The sequence below is a fragment of the Luteimicrobium sp. NPDC057192 genome, assembly GCF_042670205.1.
In the GTDB taxonomy this organism is placed as follows: domain Bacteria; phylum Actinomycetota; class Actinomycetes; order Actinomycetales; family Cellulomonadaceae; genus Luteimicrobium.
Genome location: NZ_JBHUWD010000003.1, coordinates 46,717 through 64,722, shown reverse-complemented (window position 1 = coordinate 64,722; position 18,006 = coordinate 46,717). Strand labels below are relative to the sequence as shown.

Here is an 18,006-nt window from a genome sequence, read left to right as displayed (position 1 = left end):
GCCTGGGCGTCGGGAGGCCCAGGCCGCTCACGGCGTCGCGACGGATGACGAGTCACTGCGTAAGGCCTCGGCTCACGAGGCGGAGCTCGTCGCGCCGCTGCTCAGGTCGTAGATCGTGACGCCGTCGACGGTCTGCGACTGGAACGTGTCCTCGACCCAGGACGCGATCTCCGACGCCGCGTCGGACCCGCCCATCGAGCCGCCGAAGCCGCCCGAGCCCGATCCGATGTAGTAGTGGATCCGGCCCTCGGCCACGTCCTGCTTGAACTGCTCGAGCGTCGGCGACGGGTCGGAGCCGTTGAAGCCGCCGATCGGCATCACGGACGCTCCCGAGGCCAGCTGGTAGCTCGCGGCGTTCTGCGAGCCCGTGGTCGCGGCGGCCCAGTCGTACGTGTCGGCGTCCGTCTGGAGGATCGTCGTGAGCTCGCTGCTCACGGACGTCCCGTCGAGCAGACCGCCCATGCCGCCGCCGAACCCGTCGCCGCCGGGGAGCTGACCCTGGGCCTGGCCGCCCTGCTGGGTCTGGCCCTGCCCCTGGGACGAGCCTCCCTGCTGGCCGCCCTGGCCTGGCGGCTGCTGGCCCTGCGTGCCCTGCTGCCCCTGGCCCTGCTGGCCCTGCTGTCCGCCGAAGCCCCCAGGAGGGCCGCCCTGGCCGCCGCGGCCGCCACCGGGCCCCCCGCCCATGCCCCCGGGCCCGAAGCCCGCGGACTGGACGGTCGGGCCCGCCGTCGGGAGGGAGCCGGTGTGCGGCTGGGTGAGCGTCTGCACCGAGTAGGCCGCGGGGGCCGCGAGCCCGACGACGACGGCGAGCGTCGCCGCGCCCCGGAGCACCGCGCTCCCGGCGGCGTCGCGCGACCCGATGAGGCGGCCGGCGAGGAGGGCGACCGCCGCGACGAACCCGCCGAGCAGCACGGCGACGCGCAGCCAGGGCAGGAACGTGGACGACCGGTCGAGCAGCACGTACGCCCAGACGGCCGTGGCGAGCGTCGTCGCGGCGAGGAGCCCGACAGCCCACCAGGAGTCGCGGCGGCGCCAGAGTTGCGCGCTGCCGGCGCCGACGAGCGCCGCGAGCGCGGGTGCGAGGGCGACCGTGTAGTAGGCGTGGAAGATCCCGGACATCTCGCTGAAGACGGCCCACGTGACGACGAGCCAGCCGCCCCACGCGACGTACGACGCGCGGCGGAGGTCGGTCCGCGGCGCGCGGGCGGTCAGCACGAGGCCCGTCACGAGGAGGATCGCGGCGGCGGGGGCGAGCCAGGCGATCTGGCCGCCGAACTCGGAGCCGAACAGCCGCCCGATGCCGGTCGCGCCCCACATGCCGCCACCGATGCCTGCGCCACCGCCCCCGACGGAGCCGGTCTCGTCGCCCGTGAGGCGGCCGAAGCCGTTGTAGCCGAACGTCAGCTCGAGGAACGAGTTGTTCTGCGACCCCCCGATGTACGGGCGGGAGCCGGCCGGCACGATCACGGTGAGCAGCACCCACCAGCCCGCCGTGACGACGAGCGCGCCGACGGCCAGGAGCGCGTCGCGCACGCGCCGTCCGACGGACACGGGCGCCGCCCACAGGTACGCGAGCCCGAGCCCGGGGAGCACGAGGAACGCCTGCATCTGCTTCGTGAGGAACCCGAGCCCGATCGCGGCGCCGGCGAGGAGCATCCAGCGGGTGCGGCCGTCCTCGACGGCGCGCAGCACGCAGTACGTCGCCGCGGCCATGAGCGCGACGAGGAGCGCGTCGGGGTTGTCGAACCGGAACATGAGGGTCGCGACGGGCGTGAGCACGAGCGCGGCACCGGCGAGGAACCCGGCGCCCGTCCCGAACGACCGGCGGACCGCGGCGAACACGAGCCACACGCTCGCGACGCCCAGCAGCACCTCGGGCACCAGCACCGACCAGGAGCTCAGCCCGAAGACCCGGACCGCGAGCTCGGGGAGCCAGAGCGAGGCCGGCGGCTTGTCGACCGTGATCGACCCCGCGGCGTCGGACGAGCCCCACAAGAACGCCGACCAGCTCTGCGAGCCGGCCTGGATCGCGGCCGTGTAGAACGAGTTGGACCAGCCGTTCGCCGACAAGTTGATCAGCCAGAACGCGGCGGCCGCCACGAGCATCCCGAGCACCCCGAAGCGCGCGGGGCGGCTCAGCCGCCCGGGGCGCGCGCCGTCGTCGGGCGGTGTGGGCAGGCCCGACGCCGGTCCCTCACCCGCCTGCACCGTCCCGGCAGGGCCGGGGGTCGCGGGGGAGACGGTGGCGGGCCCGGCAGCGGGCGACACGTGGGTCGTGAAGGGGGCGGTCATCGGGACACCTCCGGGGTGCGGGGCGCGAAGACCCAGGAACGGAAGAGGACGAAGCGCAGGAGCGTCGCGCACAGGTTGGCGACGCAGAGGACGACGAGCTGCGCGAAGCCGGAGGCTCCGGGCGCCGCCTGGTGGAGGACGGCCAGCGAGCCGGCCGTGAGGGCCCAGCCGAGCCCGAACACGAGCAGCCCCTGGCCGTGGTGCCGCGCGGCGCCGGCGCGTCCGCGGATGCCGAACGTGTGGCGGCGGTTGAGGCCCGTGTTGAGCACGGCCGTCACGGCGAGCGCGAGGAAGTTGGCCCACTGTGGGCCGACCGAACCGCGCAGCACGAGGAACAGCAGGGCGTACGCGACCGTGCAGAGCGCCCCGACCACGCCGAAGCTCAGGATCTGGTTGAGGAGCGTCTGGCGGCGCGAGAGGGCCGGCTGGTCGTCGGACGCGCGGCGGGGGAGCGCCGCACGGACCTCACCCAGCGGGATGCGCCCGGCGTTGAGGTCGCGCGCGAGGCGCCAGATCCCCCGCAGGTCCGCGGAGGCTGTCGCGACGATGTCGACGCGGCTGTCGGGGTCGTCGACCCAGTCGACGGGGACCTCATGGATCCGCAGTCCCGCCTGCTCCGCGAGCACCAGCAGCTCGGTGTCGAAGAACCAGCCGGTGTCCTCGACGAGCGGCAGGAGTTGGCGCGCGGCGTCGGCGCGGACGGCCTTGAAGCCGCACTGCGCGTCGGAGAACCGGGCGTGCAGGGTGCCGCGCAGGATGAGGTTGTAGGCGCGCGAGATGAGCTCGCGCTTGGGGCCGCGCACGACGCGCGAGCCCGCGCTCAGCCGCGACCCGATCGCGACCTCCGAGTGCCCCGACAGGAGCGGGGCGACGAGCGGGAGCAGCGCCGCCAGGTCGGTCGACAGGTCGACGTCCATGTAGGCGAGCACGGCCGCGTCGGACGATCCCCACGCCGCGTGGAGCGCGCGGCCGCGGCCCTTCGCGTCGAGGTGCACGACCCGCAGGCCGGGCAGCTCGTCCGCCAGGCGGAGCGCGACGGCGAGCGTGCCGTCCGTCGACGCGTTGTCGGCGATCGTGACGCGCGCCGGGAACGGCAGCGAGTCCGTCATGTACGCGTGCGCCCGGCGGACCGACGCCTCCAGCGTGCCGGCCTCGTTGAACACGGGGATGACGAGGTCGAGCGCGAGACCGGTAGCGGGTCGGTCGTCGGCCGTGCCGGCGGGGAGGTGCAGGGGCGCGAGTCCTGACGGCTCGGACGCCGCGACCTCGGGCGGCGCGGCCGCCTCGTGGGGGAGCTGTGTCGTCGTCATGCTTCGACCTTCCGCTGCTGACCTCGGTCGCTCCCCGGCGCACCCTGTGAGCCACCGATGAGCCACCGCCGACGGTGACGTTCGGTGCGCCGACGGTGACGTTGGGTGCGCCGGCGGTGACGTTGCCTGCGCCCTGGTGACGTGGTCGGGTTCGCGGGTGGGCGCGGCGAGCTGGTTCGGGCTGTCGTGCTTCGGCCCTGGGGGCCGTGCGCACTCCTTGACGCCCTTCACCACCTCCCCGCACCCACCCGCTCGGCCGTGTCGGCGCCTTCGCGCGTTTCCTACCTCGCCGATGTAGTCGTCCGGGCCCGCAGGGCGAGGTCCATCCCGGGCGGCTTCCTTCGTGAGCACGGGAGACGCGCCTCGAGTGAACGCTCGCGCCGACCTAGCAGGCTCCGTCGCCCCGCCGGCCGTCATCGGAGCGAAACCCGCGACGTCGCACCCGGCGGGCCCTGGCGTCGCACTCGGTGTCGGGTCAGGGTGTGCGGGGGAGGCGGACCGTGAAGGTCGTGCCGGTCGTGCCGGTCGCGCCGGAGCCGGACGCACGGGTCCGGCTCTCCACCTCGATCGTGCCGTGGTGCGCCACGACGATCGCGTGCGCGATCGCGAGCCCCAGCCCCGTCGACCCGCTGACGCGGTTGCGCGACGTGTCGCCCCGGCTGAACCGCTGGAACAGGTCGGGGACGAGGTCCGCGGGGATCCCCGGGCCGTCGTCCTGCACCGTGAGGACGACGTCGCCGTCCTCGGCCCGCGCTCCGACCCGGACGCGCGTGCCGGGCGGGGTGTGGACGCGCGTGTTCCCGACGAGGTTCGTCAGCACCTGGCGGAGCCGGGCCTCGTCGCCGACGACGACGAGGTCGGCGCTGCCGGGCGGCGTGGCGTCGGGCTCGAGGTCGTCGCCGTCGTCGTCCGTGCCGGCGGGGAGGTCGAGCTCGTACCGGTGGTCGGGGGCGGCGGCGTGCGCATCGGTGACGGCGTCGACGGCGAGCGCGGTGAGGTCGACCGGGGCGCTGTCGAGCGGGCGGCCCGCGTCGAGGCGCGCGAGCAGGAGCAGGTCGTCGACGAGCACGCCCATGCGCCTCGCCTCGGACTCGATCCGGTCGAGCGAGCGCGCCGCGCCGTCGGGCAGGGCCTCGGGGGAGCGGCGGACGAGCTCGGCGTACCCGCGGATCGAGGCCAGCGGGGTCCGCAGCTCGTGGCTCGCGTCGGCGACGAACTGCCGGACCTGGGTCTCGGACCGGTGGCGCGCGGCAAGCGACGTGCCGACGTTGTCGAGCATGCGGTTGAGCGCGGCCCCGACCTTGCCGACCTCGGTGCGCTCGTCGGTGTCGCGCGGGTCGACGCCGTGCAGCGCACCCACCTCACCCTCGGCGAGCGGCAGCTGGGAGACGTGCTCGGCGACGTCGGCGACACGGTCGAGGGGGGCCAGGGAACGGCGCACGAGCAGCGAGCCGACGACGCCGGCGATGACGAGTCCGCCGACGGCGAGCCCGACCTCGAGAAGCACGAACTTCTGGATCGTGGCGTCCATCGTCGCGGTCGGGAGGGCGGTCACGGACGGCTGGCCGGCGCGCGTCGTCGTGGCGATCGCCCGGTACGACCCGAGGTCGCCGACCGTCACCTGGTGCACCTTGCCGTCGTGCGGGACCGCGGTGAGGTCGTCGACCTCGTCGTAGGTGAGCGCGACGAAACAGCCGGACTCGTCGAAGAACCCGGCGTCGACGATCTCGCCGCCCGAGTAGAAGACGACGATCTGCCCGGCACCCTGGCCGGGCGGCGGCGTCGAACCGCCGGGCAGCTCGGACGCGCCCTCGCAGCGGGCGGCGAGCTCTTGCGCGTACTGCTGGTGCCCGTCACCCGAGCCGGTGCCCTCGGTGCCCGAGGCGTCGTCGTCGCCGTCGGTGCCCGCGGAGCCCGTCGCGTCGGACCCCGTGGACCCGGAGCTGCTCGCGTCGGCGCTCGGCGCGTTGCCGGCGCCGCGGCCCGGGAAGTTCGCGGACCGTTCGGCGGCTGCCCGGAGCTGGTCGTCGAGCTGGTTGCCGAGCGAGGTGCGCAGGGCCAGCGTCGAGACGACCGCGAGCACGGCGAGCAGGGCCACGAGCACGCCAGTCACGACCAGCACGAGCTGGCGGCGCAGCGTCAGGGGGCCCCGCGCGTCGGCGGGCCGGGGCAGCCTCACGCGCTGCGGATGGCGGCGCCGGCGGGCGCCTCGGTCTGCGACGGTGCGGGCTTGAGCACGTAGCCCACGCCGCGCAGCGTGTGGATCATGGGCTCGCGCCCGGCGTCGATCTTGCGGCGCAGGTAGGAGATGTACAGCTCGACGATGTTCGCCTGGCCGCCAAAGTCGTACTGCCACACGCGGTCGAGGATCTGCGCCTTGGACAGCACGCGCTTGGCGTTGCGCATGAGGTAGCGCAGGAGCTCGAACTCGGTCGCCGTCAGGTGGATCTCCTCGCCCCCACGGGTGACCTCGTGCGCGTCCTCGTCCATGACGAGGTCGCCGACGGTGATGGTGGAGTCGCGCTGCGCGGTCGCGGCGCCGCTGCGGCGCAGGAGCGCGCGGATCCGGGCGACGACCTCCTCGAGGCTGAACGGCTTGGTGACGTAGTCGTCGCCGCCCGCGGTGAGTCCGGCGACGCGGTCCTCGACGCCGTCGCGCGCGGTGAGGAACAGGACGGGCAGGTAGGGGTGCGTCTGGCGGATGCGGCGCAGGACGGACAGCCCGTCGAGGTCGGGCAGCATGATGTCGAGCACGACGACGTCCGGGTCGACCTGCTGGGCGAGCTTGATCGCACCCTGGCCGTCGAGGGCGGTCTGGACGTCCCACCCTTCGTACCGGAGGGCCGAGGTGAGGAGCTCGGCGAGGTTGGGCTCGTCGTCGACGACGAGCACGCGGACGGGCGAGCCGTCCACACGGGTGAGGCGGGGGGCGCTGGAGACCGTTGTCATGTAGACACTGTGTCCCCGGTGTGTGGAACGACGCTGAAGCGAACCTGTGGAACTCCTGGGTGTCCTGTTCGTCGACGGCGACGTCGGGTTCATCGATGGTGACGTGGCACCCCCCGCGGGGGCTGCGGCGCGAGGGGTGCGGCCGGGCAGGGGCGCCGAACTGGCGAAGTCCGTCGCTCTCCAGGGCTCTCCGGGACGGATCGTGCCCGTGGGTCGGGGTTGGCGCTCCTCGTCAGCCCTCGATCGGGACCGGGCCCGTGCCTGCCGTGGGGTGGGGCCGCTCGCTGCCGGCCAGCGTCGCGGCGAGGATCGCCTCGATCGCGAACGCCGACGCGTCGGCCAGGTCGACAGCGGCCGGGTCGAGGAGCCACTGGGTCTGCAGGCCGTCCATGACGGCGATGATCGAGCTCGCGGCGCGGTCGAGCGCGACCCCGTCGAGCTCGGGGTCGGTCACGGCCTCCCCGCGCGCTGTGGCACGCTCGTGCACGACGGTGCGCAGCGCGTCCGCGATGTTCCCGCGCAGGACGGTGAAGCGCTCCCGGACCCAGTCGCTCGCCGGGTGGCCGTCGGTCACGGCCTCGCCCGTCAGGACGGTGTACGTCTGGACGATGCCCCGCCGGCCCGCGTTGACGCGGGCGGTCGTGACGAGGTGCCGGAACAGGTCGAGCCCGCCCGGGATGTGCTTGCCCTCGAGGTGCTCGACGTCGACCTGGTCGCGGTACTCGAGCACCGCCCAGAGCAGCCGGTCCTTGGACCCGAAGTGGTGGAGCACGCCCGCGTGGGTGATGCCGACCTGCGCGGCGACCTCGTGCAGCGACCCGTTGTGGTAGCCCTTCGAGCCGAACACGCGCGTGGCCGCGCGGAGGATCTCCTCGCGGCGCTCGGCGGTGGCGCGCCGGGGTCGGCGCGCGCGCGAGGCTGCCGTCGGGGGTGCCTGGGGCGGTGGGCCCGGGGCGATCGCCGTGGCCCCCGGGGCGGAGACCACGTCGTCTGATCCGCTCGTCATGGCCGCAACCATATCGTGACCCAGCGGGAGTTACTAACGGGTCAGTAAGTGTGGTTGTATGACGACACGTCACCGGGAACGGCGCAGCAGCCGGCCCGACGAAACGCCCAAGGACGGGAGTACCGAGTGTCACTGGAGACCGCAGCACGAGCCCGCACGGATGCGCAGCTCGCCGCGATCGCCGCCGAGCTGACGACCGAGGAGAAGGTCGCGCTCGTCGTCGGCGCCGACATCTGGTCGACCACCCCGGTCGACCGCGTCGGGCTCCGTGGCGTCGTCGTCTCCGACGGTCCCGCCGGCGTCCGGGGGACCGGGGACGTCCCCGGCGAGACCTCCGCGTCGCTCCCCGCCCCCAGCGCCGTCGCCGCCACCTGGGACCTCGACCTCGTCGCCCGCGTCGGCGCCCTGTTCGCCGACGAGGCCCGCCGCCACGGCGTCGACGTCGTGCTCGCCCCGCAGATCAACCTCCAGCGCACGCCCGTCGGCGGCCGGCACTTCGAGTGCTACTCCGAGGACCCGATCCTCACCGGCGCGATCGCCGACGCCCTCGTCCGTGAGGCCCAGGCGCGCGGCGTCGGGATGTGCGTCAAGCACTACATCGCCAACGACTCCGAGACCGAGCGCACCCGCTACGTCGCCCGCGTCGACGAGCGCACGCTCCGCGAGGTCTACCTCGCGCCCTTCGAGCGGCTCGTGAAGGAGACCGGCGCCTGGAGCGTCATGGCCGCCTACAACGGCTTCGACGACGGCGAGACCTCCGCGCCCCTCACCGAGCACGCGCCCCTCGTCCAGGGCGTGCTCAAGGGCGAGTGGGGCTTCGACGGCGTCGTCGTGAGCGACTGGGTCGCCACCAAGAGCGTCGCCCCTGCCGTGCGCGGCGGCCTCGACCTCCAGATGCCCGGCCCCGACGGCGCCTGGGGCGACGGCCTGCTCGACGCCGTCCGCTCGGGCGACGTCGACGTCACCGAGCTCGACGACAAGGTCGTCCGGATCCTGCGCCTCGCCGACCGCGTCGGCGCGCTCGGCGCCCCCGGCGCGACCCCCGACGCCCCGGGTCACCGCCCGGCCGCGGCGCCCGAGACGCCCGCGCTCCTGCGCGAGCTCGCCGCCCGCGCGATGGTCGTGCTCAAGGACGACGCGGCCCTCCTGCCCCTCGACCTCGAGGCGCTCGCGGTCCGCCCGGACGGCACGCCAGGCGTCGTTGCGCTGCTCGGCCCCGCGGCCGTGGAGCCGTTCGTCCAGGGCGGCGGTTCCGGCTTCGTCCACCCGGACCACCTCGAGCTCCCGGTCCCGGCCCTGCGCGCCGCGCTGCCCGACGGCGTCCGCCTCGACGTGCACGCAGGCGCGCGCTCGCGCCTCAACCCGCCGGAGATCGACGCGGCCGAGCGGTGCACCGACCCCGCGACGGGCGAGCCGGGCGTGCGTCTCGAGCTGCTCGACGCCGACGGCCGGGTGCTCGAGTCCCGGACCGACCCGGCGTGGAGCGGCTGGTTCGCGAACACCGACCCGCGGGCGGTGACGCTCCACCTGACCGCCGACGTCCGCGTCGACGAGCCCGGGACCCACGAGCTCGGCATCGGAACGGTCGGGCGGCACGAGATCGTCGTGGACACCCGCGTCGCCTCGAACGCGGACCACGTGGTCGCCGAGGAGGTCATCCTCGCCTCCGAGCACAACCACCCCGTGGCCGCGGTCGTCCCGGTCGTCGTCGACGCGCCGCGCACCGTCCGGCTCGACGCCCGCCTGCAGGTCGTCCACCCCGTCGGCTACGACTCGTTCGTGCGCGGCGAGATCGTGCACCGCCTGCCCGGGCCGTCGGCCGAGGAGGACCTCGCGGCCGCCGCGGGCCTGGCTGCCGCGGCCGACGTGGCCGTCGTCGTCGTCGGCACGACCGAGGAGGTCGAGTCCGAGGGCTTCGACCGGTCGTCGCTCGCGCTCCCGGGTAACCAGGACGAGCTCGTGCGCCGCGTCGTCGAGGCGAACCCCCGCACGATCGTGGTCGTGAACGCCGGTGCGCCGGTCGAGCTTCCGTGGCTCACCGAGGCCCCCACCGTCCTGTGGGCATGGCTCGCGGGGCAGGAGGGCGGGGCCGCGCTGGCGGACGTCCTGGCAGGTTTCACCGAACCTTCAGGGCGTCTCCCCTGGACCCTCCCCGTCCGTTATCAGGACGTGCCCGTTCCGTCAGCGATCCCCCAGGAGGGCATCGTCGACTACACGGAGGGCGTCGACGTGGGCTACCGCGGCTGGGAGCGCCGGGCCGTGGAGGAGGGCGGGCCGGAGCCCGCGGCTCCCTTCGGTCATGGCCTCGGCTGGACCACGTGGGAGTACCAGGACGTCATGCCGACCGCCGTCACGGCCGAGGCCGTCGAGCTCGACGTCCTCGTCCGGAACACGGGCGCCCGCCGCGGCCACGAGGTCGTCCAGGTCTACGTCGAGCCGCCCGCGCCAGTCGTGGATCGACCTGTGCGCTGGCTCGGCGGCTTCGCGACGGTCTCGGCCGACGGCGGCGAGAGCGTCGTCGCGCACGTCAGCGTGCCGCGGCGCGCGTTCGAGACGTGGGACGTCGCCACGCACGCGTGGACCCTGCCTACCGGGGCCCACACCCTCCGGGTCGGGCGCTCGGTGGCGGACCTGCGGGTCTCGCTCGCCGTGGCGCCTGCGCCCCACCCGACCCAGCCCAGCGGCCGGCCCACCGGCCTCGAACCATCCCCGGAGGACTGACCGCATCCCCGAACCCGAACCGACGAGCGGCGTCCGGTAATCTGCCGGCTCGCTCGACGACTCCACTCGAAGAGCAACGTGCAAGGAGGCACACCCGTGAAGATGCGCAGAATCGCCCCCGCCGTGGTCGGCGCCGCAGCCCTGGCCCTCGTGGTCGCAGGCTGTGGTGGCGGCGACGCCGACAACAACGCCGCGAAGAACAACACCAGCACCGGTGGCGCCGCGACGTCGAACCAGCCGCTGACCGTCGGCATGCCGAACGGCCCGGTGACGAACAACTCGAACCCGTTCCTCAACACGTCCGCGGGCGCGATGATCGGCTACAAGTGGGCGATCTACGAGCCGCTCATGCAGGCCAACGACACGCGTCCGGCCAACAAGTACATCCCGTGGCTCGCCACGGCGATCGACTGGAACGCGGACTACACGCAGGCCAAGATCACGGCCCGCGACGGCGTGAAGTGGTCGGACGGCCAGGCGTTCACGGCCGAGGACATCGCGTACTCGCTGCAGCTCCGCAAGGACAACGACGCGCTCAACACCGAGGGCCTGAAGTACAAGGACATCAAGGTCGACGGCAACGTCGTCACGGTGGACTTCGACGGCTCGCAGTACATCAACACCCTCAAGATCGCCCAGCTCTTCATCGTCCCGAAGCACATCTGGGAGAAGATCACGGACCCGACGAAGGACCCGGTCACGACCCCCGTCGGCACCGGCCCGTACGTCTTCAAGTCCTTCGAGGGCCAGACCATCACGCTCGACAAGAACCCCTCCTACTGGGGTGACAAGCCGTCCATCCCCGAGCTGCGCTACACCGCGTACAAGGGCAACGACGCGCTCATCACCGCGCTCCAGACGGGCGAGGCGCAGTGGGGCTGGACGTTCATCCCCAACATCGACGAGGTCTACAAGAGCAAGGACCCGGCCCACAACACGTACTTCTTCCCCGCGGGCCTCGGGATCGACCAGCTCATCCTCAACACGGCGAAGGCGCCGTTCAACGACGTGGCCGTGCGCCGCGCCGTGAACCAGGTCCTCGACCGGGCCAAGGCGAGCAAGATCGCGGAGTCGGGCATCTTCCCCGAGCTCACGAGCGTCACCGCGATCCCGACCCCGGCCGGTGACTCGTTCATCTCGGACAAGTACAAGGGCCAGACCTACAAGGTCGACGTCGAGGGCGCGAAGAAGACGCTCACCGACGCCGGGTACAAGTACCAGGGCGACAAGCTGATCGGCAAGGATGGCAAGCCCGTCTCGATCACGCTGCAGGACCCGTCCGGCTGGAACGACTACATCACGTCGCTGCAGCTCATCTCCGACTCGCTGAAGACCATCGGCATCACCGCGAAGGTCTCCACTCCGAACGTCGACACCTGGACCGAGAACCTCAACGTCGGGAACTTCGACGCGGCGCTCCACTGGACCAACGGTGGCATCACGCCGTACGAGATGTACTCGAACATGTTCGACCCGAACTACTACGTTCCGGTCGGCAAGACGGCCGTGTGGAACTACGGGCGGTTCCAGAACGACGACGCGAAGAAGGCGTTCAGCGACTACCTGGCGGCCACGGACGACGCGGGCCGCAAGACCGCGCTCGACACGCTCCAGGACGTCTACGTCGACCAGGTGCCCGCGCTCGGCGTGGACGCCCGTCCGGCCGGCGCGGAGATGTCGACCAAGTACTGGACCGGCTGGCCCAGCGACGACGACGCGTACGCGAACCCGCAGCCCACGGTTCCGAACGTCGCGCTGATCCTGACGAAGCTCAAGCCGGCTTCCTGAGCCGGGAGACGGTCCCGTCGGCCTCGGTGCGTCGGCCGGCGGGATCGTCCCCCACCCACCGCTGCTCGAGCGGTGCCCCTCGCCCGCGCCGGGCGTCACCTCCGGGTGACCCCGGCCGGGCGCCCCGGGGCGCCGTGCCCCCGCCCCGTCCCGACTGCGCTGTCGCGGGCGGCGAACGACCCCCAGGTGACTGATGAGTGACGACCCCCAAGACACCGCCGAGAGCGCCGGCCCCGACGGTGGCGCCCCGACCGCCGACCGCACAGGACGCGACGACGTCGTGCTCGAGGCGGTCGGCCTGACCAAGCACTTCCCGCTGCGCGGCATCCGCGCCAAGGGAGCCGTCCACGCCGTCGACGGGATCGACGTCGCCCTCCGCTCCGGGCAGGTCGTGGCGCTCGTCGGCGAGTCCGGCTCGGGCAAGTCGACGGTCGCGCGCGTGCTCGCGCGCCTCTACCCGCAGACCGAGGGCCGGATCCTCCTGCACGGCGAGGACGTGACCGCGAAGCGCGGCCGGGCCTTCCGCCGGTACGCGCGCCGCGTCCAGATGATCTTCCAGGACCCGTTCGCGTCGCTGAACCCCATCCACACGGTCCGGTACACGCTCACGCGCTCGCTCCGGATCCACAAGAAGGGCCTGCGCGGCCAGCGCCTCGAGGACGCCCTCCGCGGCCTCCTCGAGAGGGTCCAGCTCAACCCGGACCGGTTCATCGACAAGTTCCCCCACGAGCTGTCCGGCGGCCAGCGCCAGCGCGTGGCGATCGCTCGCGCGCTCGCTGCCGACCCCGAGGTCCTGCTCGCCGACGAGCCGATCTCGATGCTCGACGTGTCGATCCGCATCGGCATCCTCAACCTCCTGCAGGACCTGCGCGACCGTCTCGGCATCGCGATCCTGTACATCACGCACGACATCGCGTCGGCCCGCTACTTCGCGGACCGCACGTACGTCATGTACGCCGGCCGGCCGGTCGAGACGGGCGACTCCGAGTCCGTCACCCAGACACCGGCCCACCCGTACACCCAGCTCCTCGTGCGCTCCGCGCCCGACCCCGAGCAGCTCGTCTCCGCCGAGCGCACGGGGGGCCGCGGCGAGCCGCCGAACATGGTCAACCCGCCCGAGGGCTGCCGGTTCGCCCCCCGCTGCCCGTTCGCGACCGACGTCTGCCGCACCGTCACCCCGCCGCTCCTGGAGATCGGCCGCGGCCGTCAGGTCGCGTGCTGGGGCTACGCCACCCAGGTGCCCGGCGCCCTCGACCTCGTCCCGTCGACGGCCGACCTCCCGGAGCTCGGCGACGCCGCCGTTCCGGTGACCGTCGTCGACACCGCTGCGGCGTCCACGACGACCACCCCGGAGGTGACCCGGTGAAGTTCCTGCTCCGCCGCATCGGCTTCTACGCGCTCACGTTCTGGGCCGCGGTCACGATCAACTTCTTCATCCCGCGCCTCATGAAGGGCGACCCCGTCCAGTCGCTCATCAACCGCTACCAGGGCCAGATCAGCACCGACGCGGTCCACTCGCTGTACGTGCTGTTCGGCCTCGACAAGAACCAGAGCCTGTGGGACCAGTACTGGCAGTACTGGGGCCAGATCCTCCACGGTGACCTGGGGACGTCCTTCACGCTGTTCCCGACGCCGGTCAGCGAGGTCATCAAGACGTCGCTGCCCTGGACGATCGGCCTCGTGGGCATCGCGACGATCATCGCGGTCGTCCTCGGCTCGCTCATCGGCGTCCTGATCGGCTGGCGGCGCGGCACCTGGGCGGACTCGGTCCTGCCCGTCACGACGTTCTTCTCGTCGGTGCCCTACTTCTGGCTCGGCCTGCTCTTCATCGCGCTGTTCGCGGTGACGTGGCCGATCTTCCCCGGCTCCGGCGGTGCCACGCCCGGCCTCGAGCAGGGCTGGAACTGGGACTTCATCGTCTCGGTCGTCCAGCACGGCTTCCTGCCCGCCCTCACGATCGTGCTGTCCTCGATCGCCGGCTGGATCCTCGGGATGCGCAACATGATGGTCACCGTCGCGTCCGAGGACTACGTGACCGTCGCCCAGGCCAAGGGCCTGCCGGAGCGGCTCGTGATGTTCGGCTACGCGGCCCGCAACGCGATCCTCCCGCAGGTCTCCGGCTTCGCCCTCTCGCTCGGCTTCGTGGTCTCCGGCTCGCTCGTCATGGAGCTGGTGTTCTCCTACCCGGGCATCGGCTACGCGCTCTTCAACGCGATCGGTGGCCACGACTACCCGCTCATGCAGGGCATCTTCCTCGTCATCACGTTGTCGGTGCTCGTCGCGAACATCCTCGCGGACGTCGTCTACGTCTTCCTCGACCCGCGCACCCGCCAGGAGGCCTGAGATGTCGAACATGCCCCTCGATCCCGCCGCCGTGGCGCTCGACCCGGAGACCCAGGTCGACCCCGTCGGCACGGGCGCCGCCAAGAAGGCGCGCAAGAAGTTCGTCTTCGTCCGCAACGGCAAGTCCATGACCGGGCTCGTCATCCTCGTGATCTTCACGATCCTCGGCATCATCGGCCCGTGGATCGCCCCGCAGGACCCGAACGCGTCGTCGCTCGACCTGCTCGTCGGACCGTCGAGCGCGCACTGGCTCGGCACCGACCAGCTCGGCCGCGACGTGTTCTCCCAGCTCCTCGTGGGCACCCGCGGCGTCATGCTCGTCGGCCTCATCGCCGGCGTCATCGCGACGCTCCTCGCGGTCCTGTTCGGTGTCACCGCCGGCTTCCTCGGCGGGCTCGGCGACGAGACCCTCTCGGCGCTCGCCAACATCGTGCTCGTCATCCCGCAGATCCCGCTCATCATCATCATCGTCAGCCAGCTGGAGGACGCGGGGAACATCATCGTGGCGCTGGTCCTGGCGTTCACCGGGTGGGCATGGGGTGCGCGCGTGCTCAGAGCGCAGACGCTCTCGCTGAGAGGACGCGACTTCATCGAGGCCGCGCGCGCCAGCGGCGAGTCAACGTGGCGCATCGTCTGGTTCGAGACGCTCCCGAACCTCACGGCGATCATCGCGTCGAGCTTCGTCTCGACCGTCACGTTCGCGGTCCTCGCGCAGACGACGCTGTCGTTCGTCGGCGTCATGTCCCTCACCGACTGGAGCTGGGGCACCGTCCTGTACTGGGCGCAGGCCAACCAGGCCCTCAACCAGCACGCGTGGTGGTGGTTCGTCCCCGCCGGTCTGCTGGTCGCCGTCCTCGGCATGGCCCTGACCCTCATCAACTTCGGCATCGACGAGTTCGTGAACCCGCGCCTGCGCCTCGCGGGCATGTCGGCGGGCCAGATGCGCAAGCACGGCATCCGTCCGCGCATCGGGTTCACGGCGAAGGTCCGCGACCTGCCGCGCACCTACGCCCACCCGACGCCCGTCCTGGCCCAGCAGGCCGACGCCACCTCGACTCCGGAGCCCAAGGAGGCCGTGCGATGACCCCGCCCACCACCGAGGTCCTGACCGACGGCGCCGCGACGCGCGCCGCGGGTCACCGCCCGATCCTCGAGATCAAGGACCTCGCCGTCGACTACGGCTACGGCGAGAACCGGGTGCACGCCCTGCGCGGCGTGAACCTCACGCTCCACGAGGGCGAGGTGCTCGGCCTCGCGGGCGAGTCCGGCTGCGGCAAGTCGACCCTCGTCTACGGTGCGACCCGCCTGCTGCCCCCGCCCGGCCTCATCAGCGCCGGCGAGGTGCTGTACCACGCGGAGGACGGCGAGACGGTCGACCTGCTCCGCCTGTCCGACGCCGACCTCCGGGCCGGGCGCTGGCAGGACATCGCGGTCGTGTTCCAGGGCGCGATGAACTCGCTCAACCCCGTCTACCGGATCGGGCGCCAGCTCACCGACGCCATCAAGGCCCACCGGCCCGACTCGTCCCCGCGCGAGCGCGAGGAGCGTGCCCGCGAGCTGCTCGACATGGTGGGCATCGCGCCCGACCGGATCCGGTCGTACCCGCACCAGCTCTCGGGCGGCATGCGGCAGCGCGTCATGATCGCCATGGCGCTCGCGCTCGAGCCGCGCGTGCTCATCATGGACGAGCCGACGACCGCGCTCGACGTGGTCATGCAGCGCCAGATCCTCGAGCAGATCCAGGACCTGCGGGACCGGCTCGGCTTCGCCGTCATCTTCATCACGCACGACGTGTCGCTGCTCGTCGAGGTCGCCGACCGCATCGCGATCATGTACGCGGGCGAGATCGTCGAGGAGGCGAGCGGGATGCAGGTCTACAAGGAGCCGCGGCACCCGTACTCGTACGGGCTGCTCCACTCCTTCCCGCCGTTGCACGGCCCGCGCCGCGAGCTGCAGGGCATCCCGGGCTCCCCGCCCGACCTGCAGAACCTGCCGAGCGGCTGCCCGTTCCGCACCCGCTGCGCGCACGCCATGCCGGAGTGCGCCGAGATCCACCCGGAGCTCGGCCCGACGGCGCTGGGGGAGGAGCGGAGGACCGTCGCCTGCCTGCTCCACACCGACGGGCACACCGTCCCGCCGGAGCTCGCGGAGCGCGCGGCGGCGCGCTGACGGTGACGTAGGGCTTCGCCGAGTGCGACGCGGGGTCTCGCGGAGTGTGACGCGGGGGTGCGCCGAGTGTGACGCGTACGCCGGCGGAGCCGAGCTTCCGGATTGGTTGCCTGCTTCGGCTCCGAGCACGGGCTCGTGCCGGTCGGCGCGACCGGACGGTCGCGCACACCCCGCACCCGCCCGCGAACCCGACCCCGCGGGCGTCGCACTCGGCGAACCGCGGCGTCGCACTCGGCGGCCACAGCGGCGCCGACAGCGCGCCGTCCACGTTCCGCGGCCGGAAACTCACGAAGATCATCACGAACGTGGCCTACGGTGATCGGATGACGATGCAGGCATCCGCTGACCACCGGGCCGCCCGTGCAGGCGTCCCGGGCCCGGCCGTGCCCGCGTCGCAGCCCCTCGCCCGGTCCGACGACGCCGCCGGCTGGGTGACCGTCGGGTCCGCGCCCGACTGGCTGCGGCGGGCGACGGCGCTCGCCCTCGCGGTGCTCTCCTCCGTCGGGGTGTGGGTGCTGTGGGAGGTGTTCGTGAACAGCGGCCGCGGCCAGCGGGTCGACGAGCTCGCCCGCCGTGGCGCGACGTACGGTCAGGGCCACCTCTGGCAGCTCGCGAAGCCCGTCCTCGACGTCGTCTCCTTGAGCTTCGTCGCGCTGGGGATCGTGGTCGCCATCGGGGTCGCGCTGCTGCGCCGCCGGTGGTGGCTCGCGCTGCAGGTCGCCGTCCTGGTCGGTGGGGCGAACCTCACCACCCAGGTGCTCAAGGCCGACGTCTTCAGCCGGCCCCACCTCGCCGAGGGCTGGACGGGCGCCAACACGCTGCCGAGCGGCCACACGACGGTCGCCGCGTCGGTGTCCGTGGCGCTCCTGCTCGTCGTGCCGCGCGCCGCCCGGCCCGTGGTCGCCCTCCTCGGCGCCGCCTCCACGGCCGCGACCGGCGTCTCGACCCTCGTGGGCCAGTGGCACCGGCCGAGCGACGTCGTCGCCGGGCTGCTCGTGGTGTCCGCGTGGACGGGCGTGGTGTGTGCGTTCACCTCCCGCTCGTCGCTCGACGTCCCTGCGCTCGACCGGGAGGGACGGCCGCGGCGCAGCCCCGGTTCGTACGTCGCGGCGATCGTCCTCGTCGGCGCGGCGGGCCTCTCGGGAGCGGTCGCGGTCAGCGCGCTGCACGACGTCGACGCCGCCGTCCGCGCGATGGCGGGGGCCCTGTGGTCGGTCCGGCGGTCCACCGAGGTGACTGCGTATATTGGTGGCGCGTTCGGTGTTCTGGCGGCGACCTCGCTGGTCTTCGCCCTGATCCTCGCCGTGCGCCAGCTCACTGCGACCACGTCGCGCCCCGTGCCGGCGGCGGCCGCGGTACCCCACCCGGTCCGGCACGCCGCCGCGTGATCCCACGCACCCACCGCCGGTCTCAACGGAAGCAGGAAGC

Annotated in this window: 12 protein-coding genes; 7 read left to right on the top strand and 5 right to left on the bottom strand. The window is 72.9% G+C overall.

Translation table 11 applies throughout. The features are described from left to right. Window positions 1–72: 72 nt before the first annotated feature. The 5 genes from ACFT5B_RS02895 to ACFT5B_RS02875 form a co-directional block, all read right to left on the bottom strand. Window positions 73–2,292, bottom strand: coding sequence for an ArnT family glycosyltransferase (locus ACFT5B_RS02895; protein WP_386796473.1), 2,220 nt, complete (start codon window positions 2,290–2,292; stop codon window positions 73–75). Beyond that, window positions 2,289–3,602: a glycosyltransferase gene (locus ACFT5B_RS02890; protein WP_386796472.1), complete on the bottom strand. Its 1,314-nt coding sequence runs from the start codon at window positions 3,600–3,602 to the stop codon at window positions 2,289–2,291. Before ACFT5B_RS02890 ends, ACFT5B_RS02895 begins: the two co-directional genes overlap by 4 nt. A 475-nt stretch (window positions 3,603–4,077) precedes the next feature. After that, the gene (locus ACFT5B_RS02885) at window positions 4,078–5,781 is read right to left on the bottom strand and encodes a sensor histidine kinase (RefSeq protein WP_386796471.1); all 1,704 of its coding nucleotides are present in this window, start codon (window positions 5,779–5,781) and stop codon (window positions 4,078–4,080) included. After that, a complete protein-coding gene (locus ACFT5B_RS02880) occupies window positions 5,778–6,551 on the bottom strand; it encodes a response regulator transcription factor (protein ID WP_386796470.1) in 774 nt (257 codons plus the stop codon). Before ACFT5B_RS02880 ends, ACFT5B_RS02885 begins: the two co-directional genes overlap by 4 nt. 232 nt (window positions 6,552–6,783) lie before the next feature. After that, a complete protein-coding gene (locus ACFT5B_RS02875; RefSeq protein ID WP_386796469.1) occupies window positions 6,784–7,557 on the bottom strand; it encodes a TetR/AcrR family transcriptional regulator in 774 nt (257 codons plus the stop codon). 126 nt (window positions 7,558–7,683) lie between these two features. Between ACFT5B_RS02875 and ACFT5B_RS02870 the strand changes: the two genes are divergently transcribed. From ACFT5B_RS02870 to ACFT5B_RS02840, 7 genes are all read left to right on the top strand, one after another. Continuing rightward, window positions 7,684–10,278, top strand: coding sequence for a beta-glucosidase (locus ACFT5B_RS02870; protein ID WP_386796468.1), 2,595 nt, complete (start codon window positions 7,684–7,686; stop codon window positions 10,276–10,278). A 102-nt stretch (window positions 10,279–10,380) separates the two neighbouring features. Further along, on the top strand, window positions 10,381–12,066 hold the full coding sequence (locus ACFT5B_RS02865) for an ABC transporter substrate-binding protein (RefSeq protein ID WP_386796546.1): 1,686 nt from the start codon (window positions 10,381–10,383) through the stop codon (window positions 12,064–12,066). A 193-nt stretch (window positions 12,067–12,259) separates the two neighbouring features. After that, window positions 12,260–13,432, top strand: a complete 1,173-nt coding sequence (locus ACFT5B_RS02860; RefSeq protein WP_386796467.1) for an ABC transporter ATP-binding protein — start codon at window positions 12,260–12,262, stop codon at window positions 13,430–13,432. After that, window positions 13,429–14,409, top strand: a complete 981-nt coding sequence (locus ACFT5B_RS02855) for an ABC transporter permease (RefSeq protein WP_386796466.1) — start codon at window positions 13,429–13,431, stop codon at window positions 14,407–14,409. Before ACFT5B_RS02860 ends, ACFT5B_RS02855 begins: the two co-directional genes overlap by 4 nt. Window position 14,410: 1 nt before the next feature. Further along, the gene (locus tag ACFT5B_RS02850; RefSeq protein WP_386796465.1) at window positions 14,411–15,493 is read left to right on the top strand and encodes an ABC transporter permease; all 1,083 of its coding nucleotides are present in this window, start codon (window positions 14,411–14,413) and stop codon (window positions 15,491–15,493) included. Continuing rightward, window positions 15,490–16,578 carry an ABC transporter ATP-binding protein gene (locus tag ACFT5B_RS02845; RefSeq protein WP_386796464.1) on the top strand — a complete coding sequence of 363 codons (1,089 nt, stop codon included), beginning with the start codon at window positions 15,490–15,492 and terminating at the stop codon, window positions 16,576–16,578. The genes ACFT5B_RS02850 and ACFT5B_RS02845 overlap by 4 nt, the downstream gene beginning before the upstream one ends. 323 nt (window positions 16,579–16,901) lie before the next feature. Next, a complete protein-coding gene (locus ACFT5B_RS02840) occupies window positions 16,902–17,966 on the top strand; it encodes a phosphatase PAP2 family protein (RefSeq protein WP_386796463.1) in 1,065 nt (354 codons plus the stop codon). Window positions 17,967–18,006 lie beyond the last annotated feature (40 nt).